This is a genomic window from Labilibaculum filiforme (assembly GCF_002843315.1).
Lineage (GTDB): Bacteria > Bacteroidota > Bacteroidia > Bacteroidales > Marinifilaceae > Labilibaculum > Labilibaculum filiforme.
Map to the genome: position 1 here is coordinate 158,049 of NZ_MVDD01000004.1, position 15,561 is coordinate 173,609.

A 15,561-nucleotide genomic window follows, 5' to 3' on the forward strand; every position below is an offset into this window, starting at 1 on the left:
AAATGCACAATTTATGGCTATTGATGTACTTTTTTTCAACCCGCAATTACTGAATATGTTACACACACTATTACAAAACAATTTTGGTTTTTCTGATTTTAAGACTGGTCAAAAAAAAGTTATTTCTACAATATTGGATGGAAAATCAGCAATAGCAATCTTCCCCACTGGCTCTGGAAAGTCGCTATGTTACCAACTTCCAGCATTACAACTTCCCGAAATTACCTTAGTGGTTTCTCCATTGCTGGCCTTAATAAAAGATCAAATTGATTTTCTTCAATCGAAAAACATATCTGCTGTGCGTATCGATTCCTCGCTCTCGAAAGAGGAGGAACAAGAAATTATGAATGGAATCCGCGCCAAGCAACACAAAATTTTAATGATCTCGGTAGAACGTTTTAAAAATGAACGCTTTCGCAGATTTCTGAAAGACATTCCAATTTCTTTACTGGTTGTAGATGAAGCCCATTGCATTTCGGAATGGGGACACAATTTTCGCCCAGATTATTTAAAATTACCCGATTATCGAGCTACTTTTCGAGCAAAACAAGTCCTTTTGCTTACCGCAACCGCTACTCCCAAGGTTATTGAAGATATGAGCAAAAAGTTCGATATTGCAAAAGAACAAGTTACTATTACAGGATTTTACCGATCTAATTTGCATTTGAATGTTATTCCTGTCATTCAATCCGAAAAAAATAAACAACTACTTAGCTTACTTCTTTCCCGAAAAAGTGAATGTGGAATTGTATATGTAACGCAGCAAAAAACGGCCGAAGTTGTAGCAAGTATTTTAGCTTCGGAGGGAATTGGTTCCAAAGCCTATCATGCCGGATTAAAAAGTGAAGACCGAGAGGAAATCCAAAATCAATTTATGGCGAATAAAATTAATTGCGTAGTTGCAACCATCGCTTTTGGAATGGGAATCGACAAATCGAACATTCGCTATATAATTCATTACGACCTTCCAAAATCGACTGAAAACTATTCTCAGGAAATTGGTCGAGCAGGTCGCGATGGACAAAAATCAGATTGCATTGTTTTGGCAAATCATGACAATGTGAATGTGCTTGAGAATTTCATATTTGGAGACACTCCTGCACTATCAGGCATAAAAGAAATTCTCAGTCGCATAAAAAAGGCTAAAACAAGCTGGGAAATCAAACTAAACACACTGCCAGCATCAACTAATATTCGGATACTTCCCATTAAAACCCTACTGGTTTACATGGAGATACGAGGAATTATAAAACCACAATACAGCTATTTTGCTGACTATCGGTTTAGCCTAAATAGCGACGAAAAAAGTATCGTGGAAAAGTTCCAAGGAGAACGAAAGAAATTTATTCAGGCTATTTTCGATCATTCTGAAAAAGCAAGAAAATGGACAACAGTAAATTTTGATACAATCAGTCAGAATTATTCGACAGACAGAAATCGAATTATTTCAGCCCTTGAATATTTCGACGCTCAAAGATTAATTAATCTGGAAGCAAAAGTAATGGTGGATGTTTTCGCTGTTACGAATCCAGATTTTGATATTGATGAAGTAGCTCAAGAACTTTACGACAGTTTTAAACTAAAAGAAGAAGCTGAAGTAAATCGAATTCGCGAAATGCTAAGTCTGTTTGAATCGGAAACCTGTATTAGTAAGAATCTTGCGAACTATTTTGGAGAATATCCCGAATGGGAAAAATGTGGACATTGCTCTGTTTGCAATTCTGGTCCGGTAAAAATTGCCAAATCCAAAGAGTTGAAGAATCTGCATGAATACAATTATCAGGAATTATGCAAAAATGCCACAAGCCAATTTGGGGATCAAATCACTAACGAACTTCTGGCAAAATTTTTATGCGGAATTAATACTCCTATTTTTTCGCGACTAAAATTGAAGCAGGAAAAACATTTTTCAGTATTGGAAAACTATCGGTTTACTGATGTTTTAGAGTGGGTTAAAACAAGTAAAAACGAAAGTATTTAAATATATAATACCTACTTTTACACCTTCATAATAAACAATAAAAGTTTTGAAAAGAAATCCGAATTTCCCGTTTGCACCATCAAAATCACCAATTTTTTACGGATGGATTGTTATGTTTGCGGGTACTATTGGTGTAATTGCAAGTATTCCCGGTCAAACAATGGGCGTATCCGTTTTCACCAATTACCTAATTGATTCTTTACAATTAAGTCGCGATGCCCTAAGTTCTGCCTATTTAATTGGTACTGTAACCAGTTCACTATTTTTAACCCACGCCGGTAAAATTTACGATAAGTTTGGAGCTCGTTTTACTGCCATGATTGCCGCTTTCGGATTAGGAATCACCCTTATACTGTTCTCTTATTCACACTTATTGTCCGAATCAATATCTTCATCAATCAACATCGGATTTTCAACATCCTCCTTTGTTCTTATTTCTTTACTATTTTTCTTTTTACGTTTTTCCGGGCAAGGAGTATTAACATTAGCATCGCGCAACATGGTAATGAAATGGTTCGACCAACGAAGAGGTTTAGCCAACAGTCTTTCAAGTGCAATTCAATCTTTTGGTTTTGCTGTATCTCCATTATTTATTGCTCTTATTATTACTCGTTTCGATTGGAGTACGGCCTATCAGGCATTGGCAATACTAACGGTCCTATTTATAATTTTTGCCTACTTTTTATATCGAGATAATCCAGAAGAATGTGGCCTAATTCCTGATGGTAAAATGATTGAAACAAAAGTTGAAAGCTTACCAACTTTTCAATCAAAAAAACAATATACCTTAAAAGAAGCACGAAGCACATGGGTTTTTTGGGTGTTTGCTCTTTCTTTATGTTTTAATGCTTTTTTTATTACCGGATTTACTTTTAACATTATTTCCATATTCGAATCGTGTGGCTTTTCTGAACAAAAAGCTTTGAGTGTATTTATTCCAGTCTCTATTATCTCCATAATTACGGCTGTTACTGGTAATATTTTTAGTGATTATATTCGAATTCAAAAACTACTATTCGTTTACTTAATAGGCTGTTTTTTAGCAAGCTTGGGCATTGCTATTTTAGAATCCGAAATTGGTTATTACATTTTAATTGTAGGAAATGGAATTATGGGAGGACTATATTCAGTTTTGGTTGCAATTAGCTGGCCTCGTTTTTTCGGACGTAAACATTTGGGAGCCATAAGTGGTTTATCCATGTCCTTAGTTGTATTTTCAAGTGCTTTTGCACCTCTTTTTTTTAGCAGAATACATACGTTAACTAATAGCTATAGCTTAGCGGGATATGTTGGTATTGCATGTGCAATCCTCTTATTTGTTTTCTCAGTAAAAGCCAAAAATCCACAATTACAATAAAAATAAACAGACACAAAATTTAATTTGTATCTGCCTTTCAACTCGATTAAAAATTGACTTAACTAAATATCATATTTAACGGTAAATAATACGTAACGAGGTTGTACGAAATAGGTTGAAGATGAAAATGAATAATCAGTTTCGCTACTTTGATCCAACGACTCGGTATTTAATAAATTATTGCCTTTAATTCCGAACTCCCACTTGCTGTCCTTTTGCTGATAAGTAAGATTTGCATCTAAGAAACTATACTTATTCTCAATCGTTTTATTTTTATCGGTATAACTATACCAATCGTAATCTATAGTAAAAATAAAACTCTTCAAGAATGCCGCGTCGAACTTTGCAAATGGCCGTTTGGTATAATAAGTTGTTGTAGTTGAACCTCTATCGTATTCGCTGATAGAATAATTGTAACCTACTTCCAAATTTGGTGCATTTTTAAAATTCGTAGCCAAAGAACCACTATAATTTTGATTTAACGATTCGGAAACACTTGGTTGTGAATTCACCAAATTATTGGTTTTAGCCCATGAAAAATCGGCTTTTACCGATCCTTTCACTTTTTTAAATGTTCGTTGGTACCTGCCACTCGCACTTACCGATTCATCGTTAAAATTAGAGTTGATAGTAGTTCTTACCTGATTAATTCCAATTGGCATCACATCGTTTTTCAACGCATCAATTCGTTTGGTATAAGTCAAATTGGCAAACATATTTGTAAAATTGAACATGTTGAAACTAAAGAAATTTAGAGAAAGCCGATGATTTAATGCGCTTTCCAAGTTTCTGTTTCCACTATAAACAGAATTATAATTGTTCAAAACAAAAGATTCTGCAAAACTTGAAACATCCGTAAAGGAACGAGTAATCTGATAATTGAAACGTAAATTCTCCGACTTTTTAAGTTGCATATTCACATAAAATTCGGGAAGTAAGGAGGTTAATTCATCTTTTACCGTTGATCCTAACTGAGTATTTTTTGCTTCGTACTGATGCAAGCTAAAGCCTGGATTAAAAGTGAAAATTCCGGTTTGTAATTTGTAATGAAATGCGAAAAACAAATCGGAGATATTGAACTTCACATCATTAGTAAATTCCTCTCCTGTCATTTCCAATTTTGAACTATTATCTAAGATCTGAAAAATCTCGGAATCGAAATTCTGATGACTTTGAGTAGTTCCCAAGGTGAATTCAATATTGCTTTTATCGCCAGTAATATAATAGTAATCCAATTTTGCATCTATCTTATTACTTACAATATTTTTCTGTTGATTTAAATTATAAAAGTCGACACTCTCATCAATAGGAAACAAACTCACAAATGCAAACTCATCTCTTACTGCATTATAAAATGGATCTTCGTCCTGATAAAGATGTTGCGCCTCGAAGGAGAAAATATTCCTCTCATTAAGCGTATAATAGATATTTGTATTCTGATTTACAGAAATCGGTTTTTGTTGCTTAAACTGAGTAATATCATCTGTTGCATCACTCACCACTGAAACTACTTCTCCTTGTTCTTCATCGTTCGACTTTTTTACTAATACATCGTAATCGAACTGAAAATTAGAATTAGGTTTGTAAACAGAACTAAACTTAAGCAGTCCTAAATTTACTGTCTGATCAGTTTTATTGATGGCCTCCTCTACCAAGGAACTATTTCCATCTAATTTATAGGTAGTTTTGCTTTGTGTTTCCATTTTGGTTCCCGTATAGGAATAAATCCCAAAACCACTTAAATCTAAGGCCTTATTTGGGGAATACGAAAAGTTGATTGCTCCAAATTTAGTATCAACATCTTTTGCCTTATTGTTTTGAGCTGTTGATAAACCCAAACCATCCGATCCCACTTCAATAGAACTTCCACCTCCGGGATTAAAGCCCTTAAAACCACCGGTGAAATTCATATAATCTCTTCGGGTAAAAGGAACTTCCCCAATATTGTTGGCATCTGTTATTACATTCAAACTAAATTCCGGACTATAGTAAAATAATTTTGGATGAGCTAAATATTTCTCATCAGGACCAGCTCCGGCAGTTAATTCTCCAAACCAGAATTTCTTTTTCCCAGACTTTAAACGAATATTTAGAGCTACGTTATCGTCATCGTTAGTTAAACCTTTCATTTGTCCAACCTCATTGAAATTCCTCAGAACTTCAATTTTATCTATCGCATCGGCGGGAATATTGTCCGAGGCAATCTTGGAGTCCCCATCGAAAAAATCTTTTCCCTCTACCATTACTTTCTGGACCTTTTTTCCCTCCACTTCAATTTGTCCATCATCATTCATTTCTATACCTGGAAGAGTCACCAAAACATCTTTCAATTTCTTTTCGGTTCCTGTTGTAAACGAATCAGTATCGTAAACAATGGTATCGCCACGAACAGAAACAGGCATGGTGTAAGTAACATCAACTTCGGAAAGCAAACTGTTTTCTTCCGATAAATTCACATCCCATTCCGCATCAATAGTAGTGGTAGTAAATGGAAATTCTTTTGGCTGAAAACCAATAAAACTAACTTTTATCGTGTAGGTTGAATTCGTTAATAAACTCAATTTGTAAAGTCCACTATGATTGGTTACGCAATAGGATTCTAACAGGTTAGTTTCGTTATTAATTGCAATAATATTAGCCATTTCCACTCCCAATTCCGTACTATCCCTCACAAAACCTTTTAAGGTTATTTTTTGAGAGAAACCAGCAATAAAAGTGCATAAAAATAAGAATACAAGAAAAATCTTCTTCATGAGAACGTACATTTAATTGAGTTTAGAAATAAATTTTTGAGAGGCAATTTTTCTAGTGAGGACCGTGACCTCCTCCACCTCTTCGACCACCAAAACCACCATTTTCACGCATTTCTGTCATTTTATCTTTCGATATTTGATCGTACTCTGCCTGACTAACTTCCTTGCCCTTTGAAGGTGCTTTTATTTCGATTCTCTCCGTTGGATTCAGTACAATTTGAGAGCACAATATGCTGGTTATATCATCATTCACCTCTAAAATTAAACCTGGCAATCCCCAATACGATGCAGGACCTTGATTTACAGGAATATCTGGTGAATACCATGCAACAATCTCAATTTCTTTTTCAATAAACTCTTTTTCAGTATTATTCTGATCGCGATTAAATATTGCAGACATGTTTGGTCGTTTTACAGTTCTAATAGCAGTTGCCTTAAATGCTGTATAATTCCCTATTTTCTTAGTTTCGCTTCCCATTTTCCATGCTAAGTTTGGCAGGCTATCTTTCACCAAAAAAATCTTCCCAAAAAGATCATTTTTAACCGAGTAAGTGCCTTCCTTCACATTTTTGTAATAATCTTCACCACTACTTCCCATCATTCCAAACCTCATTCCACCACGCCCACCAGCACCTCCGGTAGATTGCTCCAACTTCACTTCTTCTTTATAAATCGATTCGATTTGATTAAAACTTAGAGCATATGTTTTTTCACCTGCCTTTTTCATTCGTTCCAACATCTCTTTTTTTCTGTCTTCAGGGATATTTCTACCTCCAAAATCCATTTTAACTGTTGTTTTACTCTCGTAAATCGCTTTTCCCTGAAAATCCTGTGCAGATAAGCTTGAAATTAGAAGTAGTATGCAACAAGCTGCAAACAGTAGTTTAGTCATATCTTTTTAGTTTTTGTAAAATCGTTCTACTAAGACTATAGAATAAGGAGATGGTTTAATCTTCGCTAAAGAAAAAATGCTCTTTCCGCTAAAAAAATGGACTAGCTAAGTAGCCGATTTAAAACTAAAAAATTCATTCGGTGTTTTCATTTTTAATACCACCCGGTTCTACACATATATTTTATTGATACACCTATTGTAACACAGGACTTATTCAAAAGTTACTCTCTTAAGCCATAACAACAAGAAAGCCTACATAAAATGCAGGCTTATCAACTATAATTTGGAAGTGGATTTTATTTTACGGTTTTCTTCATAGTACCTAGATAAGTCCAATTTAAATCTCTTGTTTTAATAGCGGCATCAATCTTATTTTGAGTTTCCGCATCAACATTAAACACCTCATTTCTACCATACGCATCAAAATAATGCAAATATCCTGTAAACATATCGAAGGTCATGTGGGTAGTCGGCACCTTACTTCCCGAAGGCATCAATACTCTGGACAAAGCCCAATGACTCATGGTACCCGCATCTACTCTTGTTTGGTGAATAGGAAGAAACAATTCCATTTCAGCTTTTTCATAATTATCAAACTTCCCTTCAATTGCCTCCATAAAATTCATTCTCATTACTGTACCAACCTCCATTACAAATTTATCTTTAGTGGCAGCAATCACTTTCATAAACATTCTCTTACTAAGCTCTCTTGATTTTTCTCCAAGCTCTAAGGCTTTCCTTAATTCCTCCTCTGTCATGGCTGGATAAGCCTTTTTAGCAGCATTCCACACATCTCCATCCGACAATGCTTTTACAGGATTATCGTAAATAGTTACCGTTAAATACTGATATCCCTGCTCGGCACCACCAGGTTTTAACGACCATAAATCCCAGCCCTTAATTTCTCCACTTCTAACGCGTTCGGCATGTATCTTTTCCCAAAAAGTCTCTGTTTCCCAATAATTCGTTTCCTGATCGCTGTTCACTTTCATGAATTCAAAAACCAGAAACCGTTCTTGTTGCGCTATGCCAGTAATGCAAAACAATACCATAGCAACTAATAGCAGTAATTTTTTCATAACAACCAGTTTTAGTTAATAATACTTAAGTTACAGCTTTTTATGCCTTTTCACAAAAGAGAAATGCCACTGGCAAATTTACCCCAATATAGAAGCCCAATCAGGCTTATCATTTTAGTTTTTAGGATTTTAAAAACTCTTTACCCTCTTTCTTTATTCAAGTAGCAAGAGGCATAAAACATAACTATAATAGATTTATCCTATCCAACTAATAAATGTCCCTAAGAAAAACTACTTGCTTGATTTTCTAATCGTCAATAAGTTCATTTTTTTGCGTATTTTCAGTTATTATTCAGAACCAACTTCCCTTAACAAAAATAGTATGATTGAATTACAAGAAATTTCAAACAAAATATTAGTATTACTTCCTAAATTTGGCTTAGGCATTGTTATTTTATTCCTCTTTATAATGAGTTCGTGGTTAATTAAAAAAGTAATTACCAAACGAGTAAAACCTAAAACAAAGAATCCCCTACTCGCCGAATTTTTAGGAAAAGTAGTTGCATTCGTAATTTCTATTACCGGATTTGTTTTATTTCTGCATATTATCGGACTTGGAGCTATCGCCAAAAACATAATGGCTGGTGCAGGAATCACCACCTTTATAATTGGTTTTGCATTTAAAGATATTGGGGAAAACTTTCTATCAGGAATTTTAATGGCTTTTAAAAGTCCCTTTAAAGTTGGCGATTTAATTGAAACCAGCGGAACAGTAGGTTATGTTAGCGAATTAAATCTTCGCGAAAGCATCCTAAAAACTTTAGATGGAAAAGATGTTTACATTCCGAATTCTCAAATAATTAAAAACCCACTATTCAACTACACTATCGATGGTTTTTTACGATATGAAATAATTGTTGGTTTGGACTACAATACCGATTTTAAAAAAGTTTCGGATATTATTACAAATAATTTAGCCCAAATACCCGAGGTGTTAGGTGGGGATAAAAAACCAATGGTAGTAGTAGATGAACTTGGTACAAGCACCGTAAATATGAGGATTTTATATTGGATAGATACTTTTAAATCAAAATCAAAAGCTTATCATCTACAAATTAAGTCGCAAATTCTCATTAAAATTGTTGAAGATTTAAATAAAAACGGGATATATTTACCTGCCGATATTGTTGAAATAAAAAACTACAATGATCAGATTATACAAACAAATAAAATTTGATTTTAAAACGAATAAGATCTACAACAAAATAGAATAGAAACTACTTTTGCCTTTCTCAAATTAATTTATCTGAATTTAAAGCACAATTCGGATCTTTAAACGAATGCCAATCGGCCAAATAAACTAAGAACTAAACAGATTAATTTTCACATGAACAATTTTTTTAATAAAGAACTGGTTAGAACTCAACTAATCAAAGTTCAAGAATGGATAATAACAGATTTAACGGCAATTGTAATCATTACCATTGCTCTATTCATTGCTTTAAAATTTGGAAAGTATTTTATACATGGACTTACCAAAACCTTACTAAGTCATTCCGAAAAAAATGAAAAGATTGACACTCTTGAAGCTGAAAAAAGAATAAAGACTCTAATGGGTATCATATCCGGAGTATTTAGAATAATGGTTTACTCAATCTATTTTATGATACTACTGCAAAAATTCGGGATAAACATTGCCCCTATCCTAGCTAGTGCCGGAATAATTGGATTGGCTGTTGGTTTTGGTGCTCAGGAATTGGTTCGAGATGTTATCTCTGGGTTTTTCATTCTGCTCGAAGATCAAATTAGAACAGGAGATGTTGCCATTATTAATGGAACTGGTGGTCTTGTCGAGAAAATTGAATTACGCACCATCACCTTGCGCGATTTTTCTGGTGTTGTGCATATTTTTCAGAATGGTAAAATTAATACCCTTTCGAACAGAACGAAAGAATGGTCGGCTGCAGTATTTGAAATTGGTGTTGCTTATAAAGAAGATGTGCAACAGGTTATGGATATTATGGCACAAATTGGCAAAGAAGTGCAGGAAGATGCAACATTTACCCAAAGCATATTGGAACCTATTGAGATTATGGGACTGGATCAGTTTGGCGATAGTGCTTTAATTATTAAAGCTCGTATAAAAACAAAACCATCTATGCAATGGGTCATTTCCAGAGAGTTCAACAAGCGCTTAAAAGTGGCCTTCGACAAGCATAATATTGAAATTCCATTTCCACACACAACTATTTATTGGGGCGATAAAATAGCTCCTCTTCATCTCGAAGTGAATGATTCAAAAATATCAAAGTCGTAATAAACTTATAATACCAATTTAATTTCAAAATAGACTTTCATTGAAATGAATTAATTTTTAGCTGTATCGAAGCAAAAAAGTAAAACATAAGCAAGTTAGGGTGCATCTTTTTTAACGAAGATATAGCTTATAAAAACTACCCCTTTCGGAGAAATGGGTAAAAAAAATCCTCAGGATCGTATATCCTGAGGATTTTTTTTGTTTTAATTTACAAGTCGACTTCTACCATTACAGGCAAATGATCGGAAGGGTACCTCTCCTCTACCTGATCGTCAATAATACGATACTGATTTACTTTCCCATCGCCTTTGCTGATGAAAATATAATCAATACGATCGGTAACCGGCTCGCTGTGTTTAAATCCATTAAAGCTTCCCTCAGGGCCTGAACAATTCTCGCCTGCCAAACTTTTTGTTTCTCCCAACACCTCACTCAAATATTGAATTGCCGAAGTTTCGGGAGTCAGGTTTAAATCGCCCATTAAAACACAAGGGTAGTTTTCTGGATTGTGTTCAGTGATTTTACCGTAGATTAATTTGGAGCTATTTAATCGCGCCAACTCACCAACATGATCGAAATGAGTGTTGAACACATAAAACCGTTGCTTTGTTTCCTTATTCTCCAAAAGCAAATAGGTACATATTCGTTCTAAAGCTGCATCCCATCCTTTCGAAATTTCTTCAGGAGTTTCCGACAACCAAAAAGTGGTATGCTTTATCAAATTGTATTTTTCTGTCCGATAAAAAACGGCACAATACTCTCCTTTTTGTTTGCCATCATCGCGTCCAACACCAAGGTAAGAATAATCTGTGAGCGCACGATCCAAATAAAGTATCTGATCGTTCAAACCTTCCTGTGTACCAAATACATCAGGGCTATATTTCTGAATCAGATCTACCACATTGGCTTTTCTTGCCTCCCAACAATTTATACTATCACCGGGATTGTTGTAACGCAAATTGTAAGTCATAAATGTTTGTGACTGTTCTTGTTCAGCACATCCAAATAGCATTAGTACAAAAAATAAATATATATAGTTTTTCATGTGTCTAAACTTGTTTGAAAATGTCACATGGAACTCGCCAAATAGTTATTCTCGTGTGTGAGATTTTTTTTCATGGCTCGTTTCATCTCTTCAAATTGATTACTTAGCTCCTAAAACAAATTTCAATTCTCCACCCTGCATAAGCTGCTGATGAGTAATTGTTAACTCCTTATATTCTTCCCCATTTAAATAAACAGCTTGAATGTAATGATTCTGCTCTGCCTGATTTTCCGTAGAAATGGTAAAAGTTTTTCCGTTTGGCAAATGAATTACTCCTTTTTCGATAGATGGTGAAGTTATATCGTATATTCCGTTGGCCGGATTTGTTGGGTAAATCCCTAGCGAAGACATCACCAACCAAGCCGACATCTGTCCACAATCTTCGTTTCCACAGTACCCGTCGGGTTTGTTTGTGTATTGCGAACTAATTATTCTGCGAACCATTTCCTGTGTTTTTCCCGCTTGTCCGATATGATTATACAAATAAGCTACATGATGACTAGGTTCGTTCCCGTGTGCATACTGTCCAATCATTCCTGTACTAAAAATAGGCAGGTCGTCGGTCGTGGCCGGATAATAGGTGAACATTGAATCCAGCTTAGCTGTAAACTTCTCTTTTCCAACTGTGGCGATAAACTCAGGAATATCTTGTGGTACGTACCAGAAATATTGCCATGCATTACTTTCGCAATAGTAATTGGTATAATCTTTCGCAACAAAATTAGGAATGAACTTGCCATGCTCATCTTTCGGACGGAAAAAAGTCGATTTTGGATCGTATAAATTCTTCCAATTCTCCCCACGTTTTAAAAAGTACTGATAATCTTCTTCCTTGTTCAAGGCTTTTGCCAACTGGGCAATGCACCAATCATCGTAAGCATATTCCAAAGTTTTGGATACCGACCAGTTCTCTCCTTCGGAATCGGTAGGAACGAAACCCAATTTCATGTACTCATCAATCTCTCTGCCCTTTTCCATTGCTGATTCCTTACAAGCAGTAAAGGCTTTTTCAGCATCCATCTCAATTCCCTTGAAATAAGCATCAACAATAACAGGTACGGCATGGTAACCAATCATCATGTTGGTTTCGTTTCCTGCCAGCGACCAAACTGGCAATAAGCCTGTTTCATCGTAATGTGCCAAAAATGATTGGATAAAATCTTCTACTTTATCAGGACAAAGAATGGTGTACAAAGGGTGAGCTGTTCGATAGGTATCCCATAAAGAGAAGGTGTCGTAACGATCAAATCCTTCGGCTTTGTGATATTTTCCATCTGCTCCTTTGTGCATTCCATCTACATCTGAAAGTAAGGATGGTGTCAAATACAGGTGATATAAATTGGTATAGAATATTTCTTTTTGAACTTCCGATCCGGTAATTTCAATTTGCGAAAGCAACTTCTCCCATTCCTGATCGGAATTTCTTACAGTAGCATCGAAATCCCAAGCCGACAGTTCTGCTTGCAGGTTTTTCTTTGCACCTTCAACCGAAGCCGATGACAATGCCACTTTAACCAATATTTGTTCCTTCTCGGTAGTTGGGAAATTGGCAACAATCTTAGTTTTTACTCCATTCACTTCCCTATTTAGCGATTTTGCATCTGCTTCGAACAAATCGGCACTTTTAAAAGCTTTAGAGAATTGAGCTACAAAATAAACGTGCTGATCTCTCGCCCATCCGTTGGATTTTCGATATCCAGAAATGGTAGAATCATTTTCGATGGTAATTTTTGTGGCATATGGATTGTCCCAATTCATTCTGAAACCTAAATCCAATATGATCTGTGATTTTTCATCGGCAGGAAAAGTATATCGGTGAAATCCAACCCGCTTAGTCGTTGTTAACTCGACAACAATACCAGAACTTAGCAAATCAACTTTGTAATATCCTGGCGATGCTTCTTCTCGGTCGTGAGAAAATTTAGAATACGGACGATAATCTCCTTCAGGAGTTAAACTTTCGGTAAAACGACTGTTCATTGGCATGAACAACAAATCGTACATATCTCCTGCTCCGGTTCCCGATAAATGGGTGTGGCTAAATCCGGCAATGGTAGAATCAGGCCAAAAATAGCCTGCTATTCGATCCCATCCGGGCAAACCGTTATCAGGACTCAACTGAACCATTCCAAAGGGAGAAACTGCCCCCGGATAAGTGTTCCCTGGTCCATCGGTTCCTACAAAAGTATTTACGTAATTAGTAAGCTTTATATCGCTTTCAACATTCTTTTCACTACACGCAAAAAGACAAATCATTGCCCAACAGATGGCTAATAATCTCATATTCTCTAATAATTTGAATTTCTGAAAAATTTTAAATTCAGAAACAATATGGAAATTTGGCTTTTGGAGATTATGAGTTCAAATATACGGAAAAGAAGCATATTCAATAATGATTTAAAGAAACTAGAACAAAAAAAAGGATCAGCATTGCTGATCCTTTACATTATCCATTATCTTAAATCAATAAAACCCACCAACTTATCTATTAATTAGCGATAATGGATATAACATGTACTTTTTACTAACTATTTATTTTTTCCATAATTTTTGCATGTCTTCCAAGCTTCTTCCTTTGGTTTCTGGTACAATTTTCCATACAAATATTGCCGACAGAATTCCCATCAATCCATAAATCCAATACGAAAAACCATGATTGAACTGAGCGGTTAACCACGAATTATCATTCATCATTGGAAAAGTCCATGAAACCATCATATTTGCAATCCACTGAGCTGCAACCGCCAAAGACATGGCGCTACGAATTGAGTTCGGGAAAATTTCCGAAAGCAATACCCAAGTAACTGGTCCCCATGACATGGCAAAAAAAGCAACGTATCCTAACATCGCAAATAAAGCAACCAAACCTAACTGATTGAAATAAAATGCAGCACCTAGTGCGAACATACAAACTCCCATACCTACACCACCAATAATCATCAATGGTTTACGACCAAATTTGTCTACTGTAAAAATCGCAAGCACGGTAAAAATCAGGTTTATTGCCCCAACCAAAATGGTTTGAAGAAGAGAAGTATCTGTATCGTTGCCCATGTTTCTAAAAATTTCGGATGCATAATACAATACCGCATTAATTCCGACAAATTGCTGGAATACAGACAACAGAACTCCTATTAATATAATTAAGCCTCCAAAAGTTAACCATGGAGCATTCTTTTCTTTTAATGACTCCTTAATATCAATCATTAATTGTGGAGCTTTGCTAGTTCCAACTATCTTATTCAGCAATCCTTCTGCTTCCTCTTCACGCGATTTCATGATTAAATAACGAGGTGTTTCAGGAACAAAATACAACATCACTAAAAAGAATAGTGCTGGTATTATTTCGGATGCAAACATATATCGCCATCCAATTTCATTCAACCAATTATCATCACCACTTAAGGCAATAAAATAATTAACAAAATACACTATCAACATTCCAAAAACGATTGCAAACTGGTTTCCAGAAACCAATTTACCGCGAATATTTGCAGGTGCAATTTCGGCGATATACATCGGAGAAAGCATAGATGCTATTCCTACTCCAATACCACCAATAATTCGATAAAAAATAAATGAGCTAATTGTACTTGCGCCGAAAAAATTAAGTATTTCGGGCATTGCAGAACCTAAAGCCGAAATTGTAAATAGAACTGCAGCTAAAACTAAACCACGCTTTCTACCAATATTCTGACTAACGTATCCTCCGATTGATCCACCAATAATACAACCAATAATGGCACTTGAGATGGTAAAACCATTAATCGAGTTTAAGGTGTTTTCAGAAATTTCGTTTACGGATACCCAAAATTGAGTATACCAAATTACAGCACCTATAATTATAACTAAAGCACTATAAATCATTCCTTTTGTTTTTCCATACATGCGAAACATGAAACTGGAAACCAACAAAGAAACAACAATAAAACATAGAGAAATAATAATTTTATATTCTCCTAAAACTTGTAATGCAAGGGCATTATCAGTTTGTAATGGGGTAACAAAAAATACTTTTAAAGCTTCAATAGCTCCATTAATTACGGCAGTATCGTAACCAAATAGCAATCCTCCTAGTGTAGCCACCAAAGTAATGCTTAGTATGAACGATTTACTCCCCTGAGTTTGGGTCTGAGTCATGGGTTTGGAATTAGAAGTAAACTCCCGCAAATTATTTTACGGGAGTTTAAAAATAGT

10 protein-coding genes are annotated in these 15,561 nt (G+C 35.3%); 4 read left to right on the top strand and 6 right to left on the bottom strand.

The genetic code is table 11. The features are described 5' to 3' along the window. Positions 1 to 13 precede the first annotated feature (13 nt). Positions 14 to 1,981: a RecQ family ATP-dependent DNA helicase gene (locus BZG02_RS07480; RefSeq protein WP_218972179.1), complete on the top strand. Its 1,968-nt coding sequence runs from the start codon at positions 14 to 16 to the stop codon at positions 1,979 to 1,981. A 46-nt stretch (positions 1,982 to 2,027) separates the two neighbouring features. Then, the gene (locus BZG02_RS07485; RefSeq protein ID WP_143470432.1) at positions 2,028 to 3,338 is read left to right on the top strand and encodes an MFS transporter; all 1,311 of its coding nucleotides are present in this window, start codon (positions 2,028 to 2,030) and stop codon (positions 3,336 to 3,338) included. Between the two features lie 62 nt (positions 3,339 to 3,400). Here BZG02_RS07485 and BZG02_RS07490 read toward each other — a convergent pair whose 3' ends face one another. The 3 genes from BZG02_RS07490 to BZG02_RS07500 all read right to left on the bottom strand — a co-directional run bounded on the left by BZG02_RS07490 (position 3,401) and on the right by BZG02_RS07500 (position 8,062). Beyond that, positions 3,401 to 6,091 (bottom strand): TonB-dependent receptor, encoded by a 2,691-nt coding sequence (locus BZG02_RS07490; RefSeq protein WP_101260798.1) that lies wholly within the window; start codon positions 6,089 to 6,091, stop codon positions 3,401 to 3,403. A gap of 52 nt (positions 6,092 to 6,143) precedes the next feature. Next, positions 6,144 to 6,983, bottom strand: coding sequence for a GLPGLI family protein (locus BZG02_RS07495; protein WP_101260799.1), 840 nt, complete (start codon positions 6,981 to 6,983; stop codon positions 6,144 to 6,146). 296 nt (positions 6,984 to 7,279) lie between these two features. Continuing rightward, the gene (locus BZG02_RS07500) at positions 7,280 to 8,062 is read right to left on the bottom strand and encodes a hypothetical protein (protein ID WP_101260800.1); all 783 of its coding nucleotides are present in this window, start codon (positions 8,060 to 8,062) and stop codon (positions 7,280 to 7,282) included. Positions 8,063 to 8,384: 322 nt separating this feature from the next. Here BZG02_RS07500 and BZG02_RS07505 point away from each other — a divergent pair, with 322 nt between their 5' ends. Together BZG02_RS07505 and BZG02_RS07510 are read left to right on the top strand one after the other, a co-directional pair. Beyond that, positions 8,385 to 9,239 carry a mechanosensitive ion channel family protein gene (locus BZG02_RS07505; RefSeq protein WP_101260801.1) on the top strand — a complete coding sequence of 285 codons (855 nt, stop codon included), beginning with the start codon at positions 8,385 to 8,387 and terminating at the stop codon, positions 9,237 to 9,239. A gap of 150 nt (positions 9,240 to 9,389) precedes the next feature. After that, entirely contained in the window at positions 9,390 to 10,319 is a 930-nt protein-coding gene (locus BZG02_RS07510; RefSeq protein WP_101260802.1) for a mechanosensitive ion channel family protein, read from the top strand. 208 nt (positions 10,320 to 10,527) lie between these two features. Here the strand turns inward: BZG02_RS07510 and BZG02_RS07515 are convergent, their stop codons facing one another. The 3 genes from BZG02_RS07515 to xylE all read right to left on the bottom strand — a co-directional run bounded on the left by BZG02_RS07515 (position 10,528) and on the right by xylE (position 15,504). Next, positions 10,528 to 11,364, bottom strand: coding sequence for an endonuclease/exonuclease/phosphatase family protein (locus BZG02_RS07515; protein WP_101260803.1), 837 nt, complete (start codon positions 11,362 to 11,364; stop codon positions 10,528 to 10,530). 99 nt (positions 11,365 to 11,463) lie between these two features. Continuing rightward, positions 11,464 to 13,647, bottom strand: a complete 2,184-nt coding sequence (locus tag BZG02_RS07520; protein ID WP_101260804.1) for a GH92 family glycosyl hydrolase — start codon at positions 13,645 to 13,647, stop codon at positions 11,464 to 11,466. Positions 13,648 to 13,896: 249 nt separating this feature from the next. After that, the gene (xylE, locus tag BZG02_RS07525; protein WP_101260805.1) at positions 13,897 to 15,504 is read right to left on the bottom strand and encodes a D-xylose transporter XylE; all 1,608 of its coding nucleotides are present in this window, start codon (positions 15,502 to 15,504) and stop codon (positions 13,897 to 13,899) included. Between the last annotated feature and the right edge of the window lie 57 nt (positions 15,505 to 15,561).

Excerpts from the sequence above, each read along its gene's own strand:
- BZG02_RS07480 (WP_218972179.1), top strand. The coding sequence starts at position 14 with ATGGCTATTGATGTACTTTTTTTCAACCCGCAATTACTGAATATGTTA.
- BZG02_RS07490 (WP_101260798.1), bottom strand. The coding sequence starts at position 6,091 with ATGAAGAAGATTTTTCTTGTATTCTTATTTTTATGCACTTTTATTGCT.
- BZG02_RS07495 (WP_101260799.1), bottom strand. The coding sequence starts at position 6,983 with ATGACTAAACTACTGTTTGCAGCTTGTTGCATACTACTTCTAATTTCA.
- BZG02_RS07500 (WP_101260800.1), bottom strand. The coding sequence starts at position 8,062 with ATGAAAAAATTACTGCTATTAGTTGCTATGGTATTGTTTTGCATTACT.
- BZG02_RS07505 (WP_101260801.1), top strand. The coding sequence starts at position 8,385 with ATGATTGAATTACAAGAAATTTCAAACAAAATATTAGTATTACTTCCT.
- BZG02_RS07510 (WP_101260802.1), top strand. The coding sequence starts at position 9,390 with ATGAACAATTTTTTTAATAAAGAACTGGTTAGAACTCAACTAATCAAA.
- BZG02_RS07515 (WP_101260803.1), bottom strand. The coding sequence starts at position 11,364 with ATGAAAAACTATATATATTTATTTTTTGTACTAATGCTATTTGGATGT.
- BZG02_RS07520 (WP_101260804.1), bottom strand. The coding sequence starts at position 13,647 with ATGAGATTATTAGCCATCTGTTGGGCAATGATTTGTCTTTTTGCGTGT.
- xylE (WP_101260805.1), bottom strand. The coding sequence starts at position 15,504 with ATGACTCAGACCCAAACTCAGGGGAGTAAATCGTTCATACTAAGCATT.